The sequence below is a fragment of the Serratia odorifera genome (assembly GCF_041448735.1).
Lineage (GTDB): Bacteria > Pseudomonadota > Gammaproteobacteria > Enterobacterales > Enterobacteriaceae > Serratia_F > Serratia_F odorifera.
Map to the genome: position 1 here is coordinate 465,340 of NZ_JBGMUT010000001.1, position 17,405 is coordinate 482,744.

The 17,405-nt window shown below is 54.7% G+C and carries 15 protein-coding genes and 1 tRNA gene; 10 read left to right on the forward strand and 6 right to left on the reverse strand.

Annotation, left to right across the window (positions count from 1 at the left end; genetic code table 11):
- The first annotated feature begins 90 nt into the window (after positions 1-90).
- A complete protein-coding gene (locus ACCC84_RS02115) occupies positions 91-1,062 on the forward strand; it encodes an acyltransferase family protein (RefSeq protein WP_004964647.1) in 972 nt (323 codons plus the stop codon).
- 117 nt (positions 1,063-1,179) lie between these two features.
- Complete coding sequence (gene yccX, locus ACCC84_RS02120) at positions 1,180-1,458, forward strand: acylphosphatase (RefSeq protein WP_004964644.1); 279 nt, start codon at positions 1,180-1,182, stop codon at positions 1,456-1,458.
- A 4-nt stretch (positions 1,459-1,462) separates the two neighbouring features.
- Here yccX and tusE read toward each other — a convergent pair whose 3' ends face one another.
- A complete protein-coding gene (gene tusE, locus ACCC84_RS02125) occupies positions 1,463-1,792 on the reverse strand; it encodes a sulfurtransferase TusE (protein WP_004964640.1) in 330 nt (109 codons plus the stop codon).
- A 112-nt stretch (positions 1,793-1,904) separates the two neighbouring features.
- Positions 1,905-2,561 carry an FtsH protease modulator YccA gene (yccA, locus tag ACCC84_RS02130; protein ID WP_004964637.1) on the reverse strand — a complete coding sequence of 219 codons (657 nt, stop codon included), beginning with the start codon at positions 2,559-2,561 and terminating at the stop codon, positions 1,905-1,907.
- Positions 2,562-2,787: 226 nt separating this feature from the next.
- Between yccA and ACCC84_RS02135 the strand changes: the two genes are divergently transcribed.
- Positions 2,788-2,875, forward strand: a tRNA-Ser gene (locus ACCC84_RS02135).
- Between the two features lie 59 nt (positions 2,876-2,934).
- Here ACCC84_RS02135 and ACCC84_RS02140 read toward each other — a convergent pair.
- The 3 genes from ACCC84_RS02140 to ACCC84_RS02150 form a co-directional block, all read right to left on the reverse strand.
- Positions 2,935-3,477 (reverse strand): GDYXXLXY domain-containing protein, encoded by a 543-nt coding sequence (locus tag ACCC84_RS02140; protein ID WP_371901500.1) that lies wholly within the window; start codon positions 3,475-3,477, stop codon positions 2,935-2,937.
- Complete coding sequence (locus tag ACCC84_RS02145; RefSeq protein ID WP_371901501.1) at positions 3,464-5,656, reverse strand: DUF4401 domain-containing protein; 2,193 nt, start codon at positions 5,654-5,656, stop codon at positions 3,464-3,466. The genes ACCC84_RS02140 and ACCC84_RS02145 overlap by 14 nt, the downstream gene beginning before the upstream one ends.
- Before the next feature lie 131 nt (positions 5,657-5,787).
- Positions 5,788-6,894 (reverse strand): ABC transporter ATP-binding protein, encoded by a 1,107-nt coding sequence (locus ACCC84_RS02150; protein WP_198772730.1) that lies wholly within the window; start codon positions 6,892-6,894, stop codon positions 5,788-5,790.
- 356 nt (positions 6,895-7,250) lie between these two features.
- On the opposite strand from ACCC84_RS02150, the gene ACCC84_RS02155 reads away from it, so the two are divergent.
- The 6 genes from ACCC84_RS02155 (at position 7,251) to ACCC84_RS02180 (ending at position 14,407) form a co-directional block, all read left to right on the forward strand.
- Positions 7,251-8,483: an extracellular solute-binding protein gene (locus ACCC84_RS02155; RefSeq protein WP_039992237.1), complete on the forward strand. Its 1,233-nt coding sequence runs from the start codon at positions 7,251-7,253 to the stop codon at positions 8,481-8,483.
- Positions 8,484-8,532: 49 nt separating this feature from the next.
- The gene (locus ACCC84_RS02160; RefSeq protein ID WP_039992235.1) at positions 8,533-9,840 is read left to right on the forward strand and encodes a carbohydrate ABC transporter permease; all 1,308 of its coding nucleotides are present in this window, start codon (positions 8,533-8,535) and stop codon (positions 9,838-9,840) included.
- Between the two features lie 9 nt (positions 9,841-9,849).
- Entirely contained in the window at positions 9,850-10,701 is an 852-nt protein-coding gene (locus ACCC84_RS02165) for a sugar ABC transporter permease (protein WP_004964618.1), read from the forward strand.
- A gap of 4 nt (positions 10,702-10,705) precedes the next feature.
- Entirely contained in the window at positions 10,706-11,911 is a 1,206-nt protein-coding gene (locus tag ACCC84_RS02170; protein WP_004964615.1) for a glycoside hydrolase family 53 protein, read from the forward strand.
- A gap of 49 nt (positions 11,912-11,960) precedes the next feature.
- Positions 11,961-14,021 carry a beta-galactosidase gene (locus ACCC84_RS02175; protein WP_039992234.1) on the forward strand — a complete coding sequence of 687 codons (2,061 nt, stop codon included), beginning with the start codon at positions 11,961-11,963 and terminating at the stop codon, positions 14,019-14,021.
- Between the two features lie 65 nt (positions 14,022-14,086).
- A complete protein-coding gene (locus ACCC84_RS02180) occupies positions 14,087-14,407 on the forward strand; it encodes a PTS sugar transporter subunit IIB (protein ID WP_004964611.1) in 321 nt (106 codons plus the stop codon).
- A 117-nt stretch (positions 14,408-14,524) separates the two neighbouring features.
- On the opposite strand, the gene ACCC84_RS02185 is transcribed toward ACCC84_RS02180, so the two are convergent.
- A complete protein-coding gene (locus ACCC84_RS02185) occupies positions 14,525-15,775 on the reverse strand; it encodes a maltoporin (protein ID WP_004964608.1) in 1,251 nt (416 codons plus the stop codon).
- A gap of 267 nt (positions 15,776-16,042) precedes the next feature.
- On the opposite strand from ACCC84_RS02185, the gene ACCC84_RS02190 reads away from it, so the two are divergent.
- Positions 16,043-17,116 (forward strand): LacI family DNA-binding transcriptional regulator, encoded by a 1,074-nt coding sequence (locus ACCC84_RS02190; protein ID WP_371901656.1) that lies wholly within the window; start codon positions 16,043-16,045, stop codon positions 17,114-17,116.
- Positions 17,117-17,405: the final 289 nt, after the last annotated feature.

Sequence of the window (17,405 nt, forward strand, 5' to 3'; positions counted from 1 at the left end):
TTCAGGCTTTTCCGCATTGACAAAAAACCGCGTCTCGCCTGTTATTGAATACTTTATCAGAAAGTAAACTTTGTATTGGGATTGGGTTAAATGGCGAAAGCAAGAGATTTATCGTTCGATTTCCTGAAGGGAAGCTTGATACTTCTGGTTATTATTGGACACGTCTTGCCAGGGAGTGCTGACAGTGGGATCCGTGGAGCAATATATTTTTTCCATATGCCGTTATTTTTAGGTGTGACGGGGTATTTTGTTCGCCGCAAGTTTTTGGATGGCGGTTTGGTGAATATTTTAAAAAAGTATCAATGGCGTATGATTATGCCCTACCTGCTGGCATTTGCAGCATACAGTCTGTATGCGTTATTCACCGCTTGGCAGGGAGAAGGGGTAAGTATTAAAACGGTGCTTGGGTTGATTCTCTATCCCTATTATCACCTTTGGTATATTCCTGCCGTTATAATATTCGTCATTTATACGCTTATTGCCTATCGGAATAATACATTATTGACCCTGGTGCTGGTATTGTCGTCTTTGTTAGCCATTGGATGGTATTGCTATGCCGATCTGCTCGAAGCAAAGTATGGCATGCTGAAATTTATTGGCGATAAGCGATTCTACTATTATTACGCTTTCTTCCTGTTGGGTTATCTCATGGCTGACAGGAGTCTCTCGTTATCGGGGTGGCTAACGCTGCCGCTGGTGGTACTGGCCGGTGGTTTGAGCTATTACCTGGCCGACGCCACGCTCGCTGATGCCACTGCCTGGTTTGTCTTTAACGTGGCGTTGCTGTTCCTGCTGGTGGGCTGGTGTAAGCATATCAATATGCAATCAGAAAATCTGATAGTAAAAATGGGCCAGGTTTCGCTGCCAATTTATCTTTGGCACGTAATGCCTATTATTATCATGGGCATGGTATTTGATGCCAATTCTCCGCAGTTTTATATTGCCACTGTCACACTTATCGCTTTACTGATAGGGGTGTTTATCAAGCTACGCGGGAAGAGCCACTTTTTTGACTCTTATTTCTACGGAGAACGTCTTAACTGGAAAAGTAAGCTGCAATAAAACAATCTGCACTATTTACGGCTGAAGGGACTCGGCCGGTATTTATCTCCCCCGATGGTTTCCGTTGCCTCATTTCTATTATACTGTCCTTACCGTTAGCGGGTTAGGGAGAGTGTTATGACTCAGGTTTGTATCGCCGCGTATGTCTATGGCGTAGTGCAGGGCGTGGGCTTCCGCTATAACACGCAGAGCAAGGCCAATGCGTTGGGGCTGACCGGCTATGCGCGCAATCTGGACGACGGTAGCGTGGAAGTGCTGGCCTGCGGTCAGCAGCAGCAAGTCGATGCCCTGGTGGCTTGGTTAAAAGCCGGAGGCCCTCGTGGCGCGCGCGTTGAGCGCGTCCTGGTGGAGCCTCGAGGCGTTGAGGCATTTAACGGATTTGATATCCGTTATTAGCCTGTCAGATGCATTTTACCGGTTTGGGGAGACCGGCAATTTTGGTGGCCTGCTTGGCTGGCCCTTTGGGAAACAGTCGGTACAGATAGCGGCTGTTGCCTTTTTCTTCGCCGTATTTTTGCGCCATGGCCTTGACCAGCATACGGATCGCCGGTGAGGTATTAAATTCCTGATAAAAGGCGCGCACAAAACGCACCACTTCCCAGTGGGCATCGGTCAGAACAATCTCTTCCTGTGCGGCCAACAGCGGCGCCAGGCTTTCATGCCAGTCGTCGCTGTTCTTCAAGTATCCTTGCGCGTCAGTGTCGATAACCTGACCTTCAAACTCCAACATACAGCCTCGATAATCGGTAATTCATCACGCCGCGCAGTTTAGCAAATTTTCGTCGCCATCAAAAACAAAGCCCCGCATAAGCGGGGCTGGAAAACGTTGTCGACTGAGGTTATCAGTTGCTGCGGGCGAAGCCCAGAATGCTCAACAGGCTGATGAACATATTGTACAGCGAAACATACAGGCCAACCGTTGCACGGATGTAGTTGGTTTCGCCGCCATGAATGATATTGCTGGTTTCCCACAAAATGGCGCCGGCAGAGAACAGGATAAACAGCGCGCTGATCGCCAAGTGCAGGGCAGGGATTTGCAGGAACAGGTTGGCTATCACTGCTACCAGCAGAACCACAAAGCCCGCCATCATCATGCCTGACAGGAACGACATGTCCTTACGCGTGGTCAGCACATAGGCAGAACAGCAGAAGAACACCAGGGCAGTACCACCCAACGCCAGCATGATCAGGTCACCGGCGCCGGCATTGAGGAACGAGCTAAGAATCGGTCCCAGGGTGTAACCCATAAAACCGGTCAACGCAAACGCCGCCAGGATACCTGCCGGGCTGTTGGCCAGCTTGTGGGTCAGGAACATCAGGCCATAGAAGCCGACCAGCATCAACAGCAGGCCCGGAGCCGGCAAGCCCAGCATGGTGCTGGCAGTGGCGGTCAACGCGGAGAAACCGAGCGTCAGCGACAGCAGGAAATAGGTATTGCGCAGCACTTTATGCGTGCTGAGCAACGAATCGCGCGAGGATGAGACGACAATGCGGTCCATAATGATCTCTCTTATCAGGTCATCACAAAATTAATCACGATGATAGGCAGCGCAAGCGTTTGATTAAAGTTTGTTTACCAATCTTTACCGTCAGTTATCATTGCTGCAACAACGCGCAAATTGCTGCTTTATTCAACGTCCGGCCGCCGCGTGCCGGTTTTTCGCGCGATCGCGTCGTGGCGGGCTTTACAAGCGAATCCACTGTGTTTATAGTGCGGCTCATTGCGGAGGGGTGGCCGAGTGGCTGAAGGCAACGGTCTTGAAAACCGTCGACGGGAAACCGTTCCAGAGTTCGAATCTCTGCTCCTCCGCCATAAAATTCAAACCCCGTGCTTCCTGGAAGCGCGGGGTTTTTCGTTTTTCTCACCCGCAGTCAGCGGGGGGCGACGATGCGCTCTCCCTGCGCGTCGAGCAGGTGGGTCAATAACGCAGTGCCGTGCCGGTCGACGCGGAACTCGCCGTAGCGTGCTTTTGAGAAGCGTTCAGCCTGACCTTCCGGGAAGAAGTAACTTGAGGTGCCGATATGTACCGCGTTGGCGGCAAGGCGATATTGCATCAGTACTTGTCCGGGTTGCAGCGTCTGCTGTTGATAGAATGCGGCGTCTACGGCATGGTGCCTGGCATCCAGTCTCACCACGATCTTGCCACTGCCGGCGGGAGGTGGGCAGTTATCCTGCGCACGACAGGTTTGACGCTGCTGGCGGATCTGCTGTTGCAACTGACGGCTCAGCGCGTAGTCCAGCGCCATATAATCACCTTGCATCAATGAGCGCGGGTCTACCGGCGCCAGCGCCAGGATCACCACCGTGCCCTGTTTCAGCGTCTGTTGTCGTTGATAAATTGCCTGATTAACGCCGGCCAGACTCAGTAATACCACCCCCATAAACAGCCATTTCAGCCGCTTATTCATGTGCATGACAGCCTCCAGACGTCGGTGGTAACGTTTTACGCACCACCGCCAGCAGCGCCAACAGCACGAGTCCGCTGACGACCAGCAGCAGTGATTTTTGCAGCAAGCTGATGCCAAGAAAATAGTACCAGTCGATCAGATATAACAACAGGAAGGCCGCGGCAGCGACCAATGATACATGGCGTCCCTGATAACGAGCCAGCAATAGCAGCGCCAGCCCTAGGCCGATGCCCGGCGCAAAAACGGCGATCGAACCACAGATAACGGCGGCCGGCAGCAGAATCGGCGTAGCCGGCGCAGCGGTTTTTACCGCATACCGCCAGGTTGCCGCGATCAGGCCGATGGCGATGCCGATACCCAGCATCATCGGCAGGTTGGCCTTGCTGGCGTTGCGCCAGAAGATAACGTCGAACATGTCGGCGTGAACGCTGGCAAGGCACGACAGCGCCAGCCCTGCCGGGATGCCGTAGCCCAGCGCGCCGATCATGCCGTGGCCGGCAACTGCCGGATATCGTTGCTGTCGATGCAGCACGGACAGCCAGCCGAACGTGACCGTGGCGCTTATTGCCAGCATCAACGCCGCGCTGGCGCTGGATGACCAATGGTGCTCGGCAAGGTAGGCGCCTGGCAACAGCAGGATCAGCGTTGAGACAGCACTGGCCATAAACCGATAGCTGCGATCGGGCATCAGCCACGCCATTCCGCCCAGCACCGGCAGCAACCACAGCGCGCGGCTGATATCGGCCGGCAGCCAGCGTGTTTCATCCAACATGTAAATGCCGACAGATAAACCGCAGCTGGCGGCGATGGCCCACGCCAGGCCGATCTGCCGTGTGCCGATACCGGGTTTGCGTAACAGCACGGCGGCAGGAATGGCAATCAACAGCGAAAACAGCATCAGCGACCCGCCGTCCAGCGAATCCAGTAAGCCACTGACGTAAAGCAGCAGCGCCAATAGTAATAATATGATCATTGCCGCCAGCCAGCCGCTGATGGCCAGCGCGATATGCAGGTACCACGGTAGCCTGTCCGACGGATTGCAGCGCATCAGCTGTTCGCTTTGCGCCGTGGTCAGCCATTGCCGCTGACGTAACGGTGCCAGTAGCTCGTCCCACTGATGGTGCGTTACGCCCGATAGGGCGGATTGAGACAGCGCCTGTCGCCAACGTAGCAACAGCGCTCCGCAGGCCAGCAGCCACAGCGCCATCAGTGCGCACATCGCGAATAACGGCCCGACCTCCCATGCCCGAGCCACCAGACGATAAATCAACGCACAGCCGAGCAGCATCAGGCTGGTTACGCCCAACGTCAGCATGCAGAGATCGGCCGCGCGCTGGCGATAATAGGCATATCCACCCAACAGTAGCAGCACCCACAGCGCGGCCGTCAATGCGGCAGAGGCGAAGAAGCGCCAGTCGGCAATCGCCTCAATCAACCGCAGCGTCAGGATCAGCAACACATATCCTGCCATCATCCACGACAGCCATCGGCGCGCTAGCCAGGAAGACGGCCGCGCACGAGCCGCCAACGCTTCACGCACGATCAGGCATAGCGATTGCACCAGCAGATAGCCGAGCAGCACGCTGTCGCCGTTGGCCCACCACGGGGGGGCCACGACATTTGCCGCCCAACTGGCGTAGTACAGTTGGAATGCCAGACTGGCTACCGCCCAGGCACACAGCCACAGGCCATTCTGGCGGCCAATCAGCGCCAGCGGCAACAACACGCACGCCCAGGTGAAGAACAGTTGCCAAGCGTCGGCGCCGGTTTGATAAACCTGGCCGTATAGCGCGAATAAACCACCGAAGCTTAATCCCACCGCCAGTAGCGCGCTGCGCGCGACGGCATCGTACCATCGTTGCCAAACTATCGTCGCCAGCGCCAGGATCAGCAGTTCAATCATCGCGAACCTGGCAAATACCGGCATGGCCTGCCAGTTGCTGGCGATAAAAAACACGCTGCCGGCTACCAGCGCCAGCAATCCCAATAGCGCCAGTGCCAGGGTGAGAAAGCTTCGCCAACCGGCGAGATCGGGCCGTACGTTACAGTACGCAAGGATGTGCTGATAGTTAGTGGGGGACAGCCGGGCGCTGGCCGGCGAGGTTGTCAGCAACGCCGGCAGGCTACGGCACAGCTGTTCCGCAGCCATGGTTGGCATGACTCGATGATGATGCGACGGGGGCATATTGACTTCCTTGCCGAGATGACGTTAAGCCTAGAGTAGCTCAGTGATACGTTTTATCGTAACACGGCATGGGCTAAATACGTCGGCGACGGCGTATCCTTACGCTGTCGATCGCGACCGTGGCGATACTGTTATTGATGCGGGATCGTTATGTCTGCGCTGATGCGTGCGCCATCGGCGTCAAATACCAGGCACTGTGCGGCGTCAAACCCGAGCTGCACTTTCTGGTACGGCAGAAAATGTGCATCGCCGGGCAACAGTATCTTGAAACCATCATGCCCGTGGCATTGCCCAAACAGATAGGTGTTATTACCGAGCCGCTCAACCACTTCGCAATGAAAATCCAGTCGCAACGGCGCATCGCCGGCGGTAGAGAGGTGTTCCGGGCGAATGCCGAGCGTTAGTGCATCGCCGGACTGCAGCTGCCGGGTAGACAATGCCAGCGTCAGCGTGCTGCCGTGCTCAATGGCGACGGTCAGCGCTTCCGGCGACCAGTTGACCACCGTCACCGGCAAAAAATTCATCTTTGGCGAGCCGATAAAACCGGCGACGAAGCGGTTGATCGGGTTGTAGTACAACGCCATTGGCGTACCCATTTGTTCCACCTTACCGTAATTCATCACCACGATCTTATCGGCGAGGGTCATCGCTTCAACCTGATCGTGGGTGACATACACCATGGTAGTTTTCAATTCCTGATGCAGTTTGGCAATGTGCAGGCGCATATCGACGCGCAGCTCGGCATCCAGATTGGACAGGGGTTCATCGAACATAAAGACCTTGGGGTTGCGCACAATGGCGCGGCCGATGGCGGTGCGCTGACGCTGACCGCCGGAAAGCTGTTTAGGTTTACGATCCAGCAAATGCGACAGCTGCAGCGTTTTTGCCACCATTTCGACCTGATGGCGGATCTGCTCTTTTGGCATTCCGTTGACTTTCAGCCCGTAACCCATGTTTTCGGCGACCGTCATATGCGGGTATAGCGCATAGGATTGAAACACCATCGCCACGCCGCGATGGGCGGGCGCCACGTCGTTGACCCGCTGGTCACCAATCAGCACCTCGCCTTCGCTGATATCCTCCAAGCCGGCGATCATGCGCAGCAGGGTGGATTTGCCACAGCCCGATGGGCCAACAAACACGGCGAATTCGCCGCCTTCAATATCTAGGTTGATATTTTGCAGCGTCACCGCGTTGCCAAAGCGTTTGGTGACATTCCTCAGTCTTATGCTGGACATCTGTCGATCCTTAGAAAGTTATCAGTGAACGCGTCGCCGGCATCGGCCATTTTTTGTTTGTTGTATTACGTATAACAAAAAAATCAAACTCGGCGAAAAGGGCTCGAAAGGCTTGAAATGACTATAACTGCGCGTTATCCCATGCCCTATCCCGCTGTTTCATTTCTGCAATCACGATCACAGATTGGCGATATTTGTATCGTGTTATCCGTGACATAAGCGTAGCGTATAACATCGAGAAAGGGCGAGGAGGTACTCTGTATTAGTGCAGATACAGCAAGGATCATATCCTGCTCGCACAAGGTTAAATCAAACGTAAAAATAAAAAATGTAATACCTTCACAAAGGGGCGTGGAATGAAAAGACATACCATGGGTGCACTGATTCTGCTGGCGCTGACCAGCCAATATGCCGGTTTTGCCGCAGCGGCCACCGGACAGCAACTGACGGTCTGGGAAGACATCAAGAAATCCGCCGGCATCAAGCAGGCGATCGGCGATTTTGAAAAACAGTACAACGTCAAAATCAATCTGCAGGAAATGCCCTATGCCCAGCAAATTGAAAAACTGCGGCTGGACGGGCCGGCTGGCATCGGACCTGATGTGCTGGTGATCCCCAACGATCAGTTGGGCGCCGCGGTGGTGCAGGGGCTGTTAACGCCGCTGAAGGTGGATCAGGCCAAGGTCGAAGCATTCACCAAGCCGGCAATCGCCGCCTTTACCATGGATAACACGCTGTACGGCTTGCCAAAGGCGGTGGAAACGCTAGTGCTGATTTACAACAAGGATCTACTGCCGCAGCCGTTGGCCACCCTGGACGACTACCATGATTTTTCCAAACGGCAACGGGCGGCGAACCAATACGGTCTGCTGGCCAAGTTTGATCAGATGTATTACAGCTGGGGCGTGATGGCTGCGATGGGCGGCTATATCTTTGGCCATAGCCAGAACGGCAGCGTGAATCCGCTCGACATTGGTCTCAATGCACCCGGCAGCATTGCCGCCGTCAATACGTTAAAAAAATTCTATGCCGATGGCCTGTTCCCAACCGGCATTATTGGCGATAGCGGCCTGAACGCCATTGACTCGTTATTTACCGAGCGCAAAGCCGCGGCAGTGATCAACGGTCCATGGGCGTTTCAGCCTTACGCCGATGCCGGTATCAACTATGGCGTAGCACCGCTGCCGAAGCTGGCCAACGGCAAGCCGATGAACGCCTTCCTGGGAGTGAAAGGTTACGTCATTTCCACCTGGAGCAAAGATCGCGCGTTAGCGCAGAAATTCATTGAATTTATCAACCAGCCTGAATATGTAAAAACCCGTTACCAGGCCACCAAAGAAATCCCGCCGCTGGTGGCGATGATTGACGATCCGCTGATTAAAAATGATGAACGGGCCAGTGCGGTGGCGATACAGGCCAGCGAAGCGACCGCCATGCCGGGGGTGCCGGAAATGCAGGAAGTCTGGGGGCCGGCCAATGCCGCGCTGGAGCTGAGCATGACCGGCAAGCAGCCGCCGGAAGCGGCGCTCAATGACGCGGTCAAGCAGATCAAAATGCAAATTGAGGCGATGCAGGCCAGCAATCAGTAACCATCTCATCTGGACGGGGGTACGCTCCCGTTAAATGAAGGAGCAGTGTGTGATTATCACTCCCAGCGAAAAACTAGCCGCAGACAAGGGCCGCAGCCACCATGCGCTGGCCGGCCTGCTGCTGGCCCTGATACCCGGTTTTGGTCAGTTCTATCACCGGCAGTGGGCGAAAGGGCTGATTTTCCTGATTTTGCTGAGCAGTTTTATTGGCGTATTTGATGATTTTCTTGCCGAAGGCTTATGGGGACTTTATACGTTAGGCGAACAGGTGCCGCGCGACAACTCGATATTCCTGCTGGCGGAAGGCATCATCAGCGTGTTGATCCTCGGCTTTGGGCTGGCGCTGTACCTGCTGTCGCTGCGTGACGCCTGGCTTAACGGCAAAAGGCGCGACGCAGGCCAGGCGCTTAACGGCGTGCGTCAGCAATACCGCATATTGCTGAGCGAAGGTTTCCCGTACCTGATGATTACCCCGGGGTTCATCCTGTTGGTGTTTGTGGTGATTTTCCCGATCCTGTTCGGTTTTTCGATCGCCTTCACCAATTACAACCTCTATCACACGCCGCCGGCCAAGCTGGTGGATTGGGTCGGGTTTAAAAACTTCGTCAATATTTTTACCCTGTCGATCTGGCGATCGACCTTCCTCGACGTGCTGCAATGGACGGTGGTCTGGACGCTGCTGGCCACCACGCTGCAATGCACCGTCGGCGTACTGTTGGCGATCCTGGTGAATCAGAAGGATTTACGCTTCAAACCGCTGATCCGCACCATTTTCATTCTGCCATGGGCGGTGCCGGGCTTTGTCACCATTCTGGTATTTGCCGGTATGTTCAATGATTCGTTTGGGGTGATTAACAATGCGATCCTGGCGTTCTTCGGCATTGCGCCAAAGGCGTGGATGACCGATCCGTTCTGGACCAAAACCGCGTTGATCCTGATGCAGACCTGGCTGGGGTTCCCGTTTGTGTTCGCCATGACCACCGGCGTGCTACAGGCGATCCCGGACGATCTGTACGAAGCGGCGACGATGGATGGTGCCAGCACCCTGACCAAGCTGCGCACCATTACGCTGCCGTTAGTGCTGTATTCGATAGCGCCGATCATCATCACCCAATACACCTTCAATTTTAACAATTTCAATATTATCTATCTGTTCAATAACGGCGGGCCGGCGGTAGCGGGTTCCAACGCCGGTGGAACCGATATTCTGGTGTCGTGGATCTACAAGCTGACGATGTCTTCCTCGCAGTATGCCATCGCCGCCACCATCACCATTCTGCTGTCGATTTTTGTGGTGGGGCTGGCACTGTGGCAGTTCCGCGCCACCAAATCGTTCAAAAACGACGACATGGCGTAAGGGGATCCTATGGCAACCTCAAAAAGCATCAAGCAAGAAAAATGGCTGCGGCTGTCGCTGTCCTGGTTGTTGATCGTCATGGTGTCGATCGTCATCATCTATCCGCTGATCTGGACCATTGGTGCATCGCTCAATGCCGGTAACAGCCTGCTTAGCAGCGCCATTATTCCGGAAAATCTGTCGTTCCAGCACTACGCCGATCTTTTCAACGGTAAGGTCAACTATCTGACCTGGTATTGGAATTCGATGAAGATCAGCTTTCTGACCATGGTATTGACGCTGATAAGCGTCAGCTTCACCGCCTACGCCTTTTCGCGCTTTCGCTTTAAAGGCCGTCAAAACGGCCTGATGCTGTTCCTGTTGCTGCAAATGATCCCGCAGTTTTCGGCGCTGATCGCCATTTTTGTGCTGTCGCAACTGCTGGGATTGATCAATAGCCACCTGGCGCTGGTGCTGATTTATGTGGCGGGCATGATCCCGATGAATACCTATCTGATGAAGGGCTATCTGGACGCCATTCCCAGGGATCTGGATGAGTCGGCGCGGATGGATGGTGCCGGCAATTTTCGCATTTTCATCGAAATCATCATGCCGCTCTCCAAACCGATTCTGGCGGTGGTGGCGCTGTTTTCGTTTACCGGCCCGCTGGGCGACTTCATTTTGTCGAGCACTATCTTGCGTACGCCGGATCAGTACACGCTGCCGATTGGCCTGTACAACCTGGTAGCGCAGAAGATGGGTGCCAGTTACACCACCTACGCGGCGGGCGCGGTGCTGATTGCGGTCCCGGTCGCCATCTTGTACCTGGCCCTGCAAAAGTACTTTGTCTCCGGCCTGACCTCGGGCAGCACCAAAGGATAATGCAATGCGAACCATCAAACCGTTGTTTTTAAGCATCAGTCTGGCGCTGGCGTTAGCCTCGCCAGGGGTATCAGCGGCGGATAGCGTCGTCATCAAGCCGTTGCTGAATGCGCCGTCTGACTTTATCAAGGGCGCTGATATTTCCACCCTGCAAGACGTGGAGCGGCATGGCGGCGTTTTTTATAACGAACACCATGTGCAGCAGGATCCCTTGGCGATTTTGAAGCATAACGGCGTCAATTACATACGTTTGCGTTTATGGGTTGATCCCAGTGATGGCGCCGGCCAGCGCTACGGCGGCGGCGATAACGATCTGGCCACCACGCTGGCACTGGCCAAGCGCGCCAAGGCACAGGGCATGAAAGTGCTACTGGATTTTCACTACAGCGATTTTTGGACCGATCCGGGCAAGCAGTTCAAGCCGAAAGCCTGGAATAGCATGACCTATACGCAGTTGACTACGGCGATCCACGACTACACGCGCGACACCATCGCCAGCTTTAAGCAGCAAGGTGTACTGCCGGACATGGTCCAGATCGGCAATGAAATCAACGGCGGCATACTGTGGCCGGAAGGAAAGAGCTGGGGGCAGAACGGCGGCGAATTTGATCGGTTGGCCGGTTTGCTGAACGCCGCCATCGCCGGGTTGCGGGAAAATCTCGATTCGCCGTCGCAGGTCAAAATCATGCTGCATCTGGCGGAAGGCACCAAGAATGACACCTTCCGCTGGTGGTTCGACGAGATAACCCGGCGCCAGGTACCGTTCGATGTGATTGGTCTGTCGATGTACACCTATTGGGATGGCCCGATCGCCACGCTGCAAAACAATATGAACGACATCAGCCAACGCTATGGCAAAGATGTGATCGTGGTGGAAGCCGCCTACGGTTATTCGTTGGAAAACTGTGATGATACCGAAAACAGCTTTTCTGCCAAGGAAGCCCAGGCGGGCGGTTATCCGGCAACGGTCCAGGGGCAGGCAGATTATATTCGCGATCTGATGCAAGGCGTTATTAACGTGCCCAACGGACGGGGGAAAGGCATATTTTATTGGGAACCTACCTGGATTGCAGTGCCTGGTGCCGGTTGGGCGACGCCGGTCGGTATGAAATATATCGGCGAATCAGGTAAGGACGGTAATGCCCGAGAGAATCAGGCGTTATTTGATTGCCAGGGTAAAGTTTTGCCTTCAATAAAAGCATTTAATTAATTGCGCGTATTTCGTTAATACCTTGGGTGGTTAATTTTAAGGAATCATGATGAACAAATTTCCTCCTTTGAATGCAAGGGCGCCCGGCCTATTGCATGGGGCAGACTATAACCCGGAGCAGTGGATTAATTATCCGGGAATGCTGGATAAAGACATTGAAATGATGAAGCAGGCACACTGCAACGTGATGTCGGTGGGTATTTTCAGCTGGGCGATGCTGGAGCCGGTAGAGGGAGAATATCAGTTCGCCTGGCTGGATGAGGTGATTGAACGGCTGTATGCACAGGGAATTTATGTTTATCTGGCGACGCCAAGCGGCGCGCGACCGGCGTGGCTGTCACAAAAATATCCGCAAGTGCTACGCGTCGGGCGCGATCGGGTGCCAGCGCTGCACGGTGGCCGGCACAATCATTGCCTGTCCTCGCCGGTGTATCGCCGCAAAGTGAACGAAATCAACCGTCAACTGGCGCAGCGTTATGCCGACCATCCGGCGGTGATCGGCTGGCACATTTCCAACGAATACAGCGGTGACTGCCATTGCAACCGTTGCCAGAGCCAGTTCCGTGTCTGGCTGCAACAGCGCTACCAGACGCTGGAAAAGTTGAACCAGGCCTGGTGGAGCACCTTCTGGAGCCACACTTACAGCGATTGGTCACAGATTGAATCGCCGGCGCCGCAGGGAGAAGTGTCGATCCACGGATTGAACCTTGACTGGCGGCGCTTTTGCACCGCGCAGGCCACCGATTTTTGCGCGCAGGAGATCGTGCCGCTGAAGGCCGCCAACCCGTCACTGCCTGCCACCACCAATTTCATGGAATATTTCTACGACTACGATTATTGGCAGTTGGCGCAGGCGATCGACTTTATCTCCTGGGACAGTTACCCAATGTGGCATAACCAGGAGGACGAAAGCGATCTGGCCTGCTATACCGCCATGTACCACGATCTGATGCGCACGCTAAAACAGGGCAAACCATTTGTGCTGATGGAATCCACGCCCAGCGTCACCAACTGGCAGCCCACCAGCAAGCTGAAAAAACCGGGGATGCACATTCTGTCGTCATTGCAGGCGGTGGCGCACGGCGCGGACTCGATACAGTATTTCCAATGGCGGAAAAGCCGCGGCTCGGTGGAAAAATTCCACGGCGCGGTGATCGACCACTCTGGTCGACTGGATACCCGCGTGGGGCAGGAGGTTTGCGAGCTGGGCCGTCTGCTGGCCGCCATGGCGCCAGTCGCCGGCAGCCGCGTAGAAGCGCAGGTGGCGGTGATATTCGATTGGGAAAACCGCTGGGCGCTGGATGACGCGCAGGGGCCGCGCAACAGCGGCATGCATTATGAGCGCACGGTCGCCGAGCATTATCGGCCGTTTTGGGAACAGGGCATTGCGGTGGATATCATCAATGCCGACTGCGATCTGTCCAGTTATAAATTGGTGATTGCGCCCATGCTGTACATGGTGCGTGACGGCTTCGCCGAACGGGCGGAAGCCTTTGTCAGCCAAGGGGGACAACTGGTGGTCACCTATTGGAGCGGCGTGGTCAACGACAGCGACCTGTGTCACCTCGGCGGCTTCCCCGGACCGTTGCGTAACGTGCTCGGCATCTGGGCGGAGGAAATAGACTGCCTGACCGATGAGGAAACCAACAGCGTGCGCGGCGTACCGGGCAATGCGCTGGGGTTGCAAGGCAGCTATCAGGCTCGTCATTTGTGCGAGCTGATTACGCTGGAAGGCGCCAGCGCGCTGGCGGTGTACGGCAGCGATTTTTATGCCGGTCGCCCGGCGCTGACGGTCAACAGCTTTGGCAACGGCAAGGCGTGGTACGTCGCTTCACGCAACGATGCGGCATTCCAGCGCGATTTCTTTGGCAAGATCATCGCCGAACTGGCGCTGCCCCGTGCGCTGGAAACCGTGCTGCCGCAAGGGGTGACGGCGCATCGGCGCAGCGACGGCGAGAGTGAGTTCATCATCGTGCAAAACTACAGCGATCGCGCCAAGAGCGTAACGCTGCCGGCGATATACCAGGATATGTCGGACGGGGAAACGCTGCAGGGTGAGCTGCCGCTGGGGCCATGGGGCTGCCGCGTTATTACCCGTCGGTTGGATTAAGCGATTACCGCAGCGCCCGTTCATTTGAACGGGCGTTTTTTTATGTGTGTTTGCAGGAGATAACGATGGTCAGCTTGAAAGCCTTTATTCACTATTTCTCTCACCCGCCAAAACCGGCGGCAGTCAATAATGTTGATGACGACTATTTGGCGTCGCTGATGCGCTGTCTTGGCGGTAGGGATAATATTGTTCACGTCGATGCCTGTATTACCCGTTTGCGGGTTAAGCTCAGGCAATTATCCGCGCTGGATAGCGAAGGGTTACAGCAGGCAGGAGCGCTGGGGGTGATTATTATCGGCCAGGAGGTACACGCTATTTTCGGCAAGCAGTCAGACAATCTGCGACAATTATTGGAACAGCGATTCGCGGTAAAGCATGCGGATTAAAAAAACGTGGATAACCGCCAATAACGGTTATCCACGGCTGACATTAACCGGAGAGCATCGTCAAAAATAGAGATGAGGGTAGGACTAAAACAGGTCATATCGTTTAACAGAAACGGCTTACCACCAGGCTTCAACCTGAACGCCGAAATTCCAGGTATCGCTTGCCGTACCATCCTGGAAGGATTTGCCCTGTTCGGAATCATTCATATAAGAAGCAAACACCCGCAGTTCCGGCCGCGACATGAAGTCCGGCCCATCCGCCAGTCCCAGCGCCACGGTGTATTTTTCACCCCCCTGTTTGTAGTGGCTACCGTCCTTGTTGTCATCTTTCTGATAAAAGCCGCCGACTTCGCCAATGGCGCGAACATAATCGGTGAACTGATACTGCGCGCGACCAACCAGCGAAATCAGGCGGCTTTTGTCGATATATTCGCTGATGTCATTGGCTGAGCCCCAGGTCAGAACGTGATTGAGGGAGAACTTGTCGGTAATCGGGATCAGCCCGGTATTGATGACGCGATAGCCGGTGGCGTCGTCGGTTTTGTTCCAAACGTCATACCAGCCACCGCCCTGGGAAATCATGTTTTGCGCCAGTCCCTTGGTGGCGTACTGCAACACCGTTTTGTTGTAGCCGCCCAGCATGTCCTGGCTTATCTCGCCGGTCAGCATCACGCCGTTTTCCGCGTCGTACAGGCCGCCATACTGCTTTTGCTTGTTGGTCGGGTTCGGCATGGCGTAATCAATGCCAAACTCGGTCCAGGCACCGGCCCACGGTTTCCAGCCGGCATAGCGCAGATCGAGGTAATTGATGTTGAGATCGTTGTCGTTATCTACCCGATAGTCCACGTCGTTGCCATCGCCGCGGATCCAGGCGACGGAGACGGCACCTGGCCCGAAGCTGAGGTTTTCCACCCCGGCACCGGCGCCGGAAATGTTCCAGTATTTGGTATCGATGATGTGCAGGTCATGACGTTGGTAGTAACGTTTTCCGCCCCAGATCACCGCATTCGGATCGCCGGGGATCAGCCCCTTGATCTGCACGTTCAGCTGGCGTAGGCCAAATTCGGCATCGTCGTTCAACGTGCTTTCATTGTCATTGGAACCGTCGGAAACCATGCTGACCATGCTGTTGACATAAAAACTGACGTCGTTCTTTTTATACACTTCGGCGCCCAGCTCGATCTCGCCGTAGGTGTCAGATTCATTGCCAAGACGGCCAACCTTGTTCTTTTGCCACTCCTCCAGACCACCATCGCGAGAAACGCCAACCCCTGATCGTAAATAGCCATGAAAATCAATGGCAAAAACGGCAGGAGCGGTGAGTGCCATCGCCAACGCCACGGAAACGCTACGCAGTTTTGTGTTCATGTATGCCTCTTTATATTTTTGTAATACGTTCACATAATCGAGGCTATAAAATGACTAATTGTAAAAACGTACAATTGAATAATTAATTTATTGTGATTTAGTGCAAACAAAACAGCGGGATTTGTTACGATAAGTGAGTGCGATCACTGATTGCCATAATGTGAACGAATAACTTTCATGGTGTTTTTGTTGACTGTGACAGGGGTAACTGTGTCGAAGGTGAATAGCCTGTTACAATCATCGCAGAGCAACCGTAGGGAATTGATGATGAAGTCCAAAAGCACGACGTTAGAGGATGTCGCCCGCCATGCCGGCGTGTCTTACCAAACCGTTTCCAGGGTATTGAACAAGTCGGCCAACGTATCTGAAGCCACGCGCCGCAAGGTTGAGCATGCCATCGAAGCGTTGCGCTACGTCCCCAATCGGCTGGCGCAACAACTGGTCGGCAAGCAGAGCCGTACGCTAGGACTGGTGACCATTTCGCTGGCGTTGCACGCGCCTTCGCAGATTGCTGCGGCGGTCAAGCGTTACGCCAATGCCGAGGGCTACCAGGTGTTGATCTCGATGATCGATGAGAACGTCAATCATGAAGTGCAGGATGCGATCAACGAACTCAAGTCGCAGCGGGTTGAGAAGGTTATCATCAACGTGCCGCTGGAAACCGCAGCGGCAGAAAAGATCGCCGCTGATAACGATGACATCATTTGTCTGTTTCTTGACGTCGATCCTTACAGCTCGGTGTTTAACATCTCGTTCAATCCTGCCGACGGTACCCGCGCCAGCGTTAAATACCTGTATGAAATCGGCCATCGGGATATCGCGCTGCTGGCCGGGCCGCAGCACTCTATTTCCGCCAACCTGAGGTTGAAGAACTGGCTGGAGGCCTTACAGGATTACGCTCTGCAACCGGTCACTGTGCTGCATGGTAATTGGGACGCGCAGAGCGGTTACGCCGGCGCGCTGCAAATGATGCGCGAAACGCCGCAATTTTCAGCGGTATTGGTGGCCAACGATCAGATGGCGCTCGGGGTGCTAAGCGCTTTTCATCAGAACCAGCTGTCGATCCCAGGGAAAAAATCGGTGATTGGCTATGATGACGCCTATGAGAGCGCCTTCTTCCACCCGGCGTTGACCACGGTGTCACTGGATCTGGATTTACAGGGCAGGGAGGCGGTGCGGCGGATCCTCAGCGCCAGCGACGACGAAATGCAGCGTTCTTCTTCCATTTTGCCGGCCAAACTGGTTATTCGCCAGTCCAGCGGGCCGAAGGAACGCTGTCAGCAAGACCTGCAGCAGATTGCCGACCAGTTGCGGCAGCTTGCCCACCAGCTTAGCCAGTGATTTTCGCTTGCCCCAGACCGAACGTCGGGGCAGCATTTCCCCGCAAATATCTCATCGCTAAACGGCAAAAACACGCCACTCTCACATAAATAGATACAACGATTCATTATAATCAAAACCTCGTTTTATAAAAATGGAGAGGTAGATCGTCGCCATCTTTCCGTCACTGCCACCCGGTGTGGCGTGCTGGCAAAAATGGCAAGGTTTTGCTGCGCTCATCTCCCTATTTTACCGGTAGGTTCCATAGCACCACGGGACGTTTCCCGTCATGTGGCCATGAGGATGACAG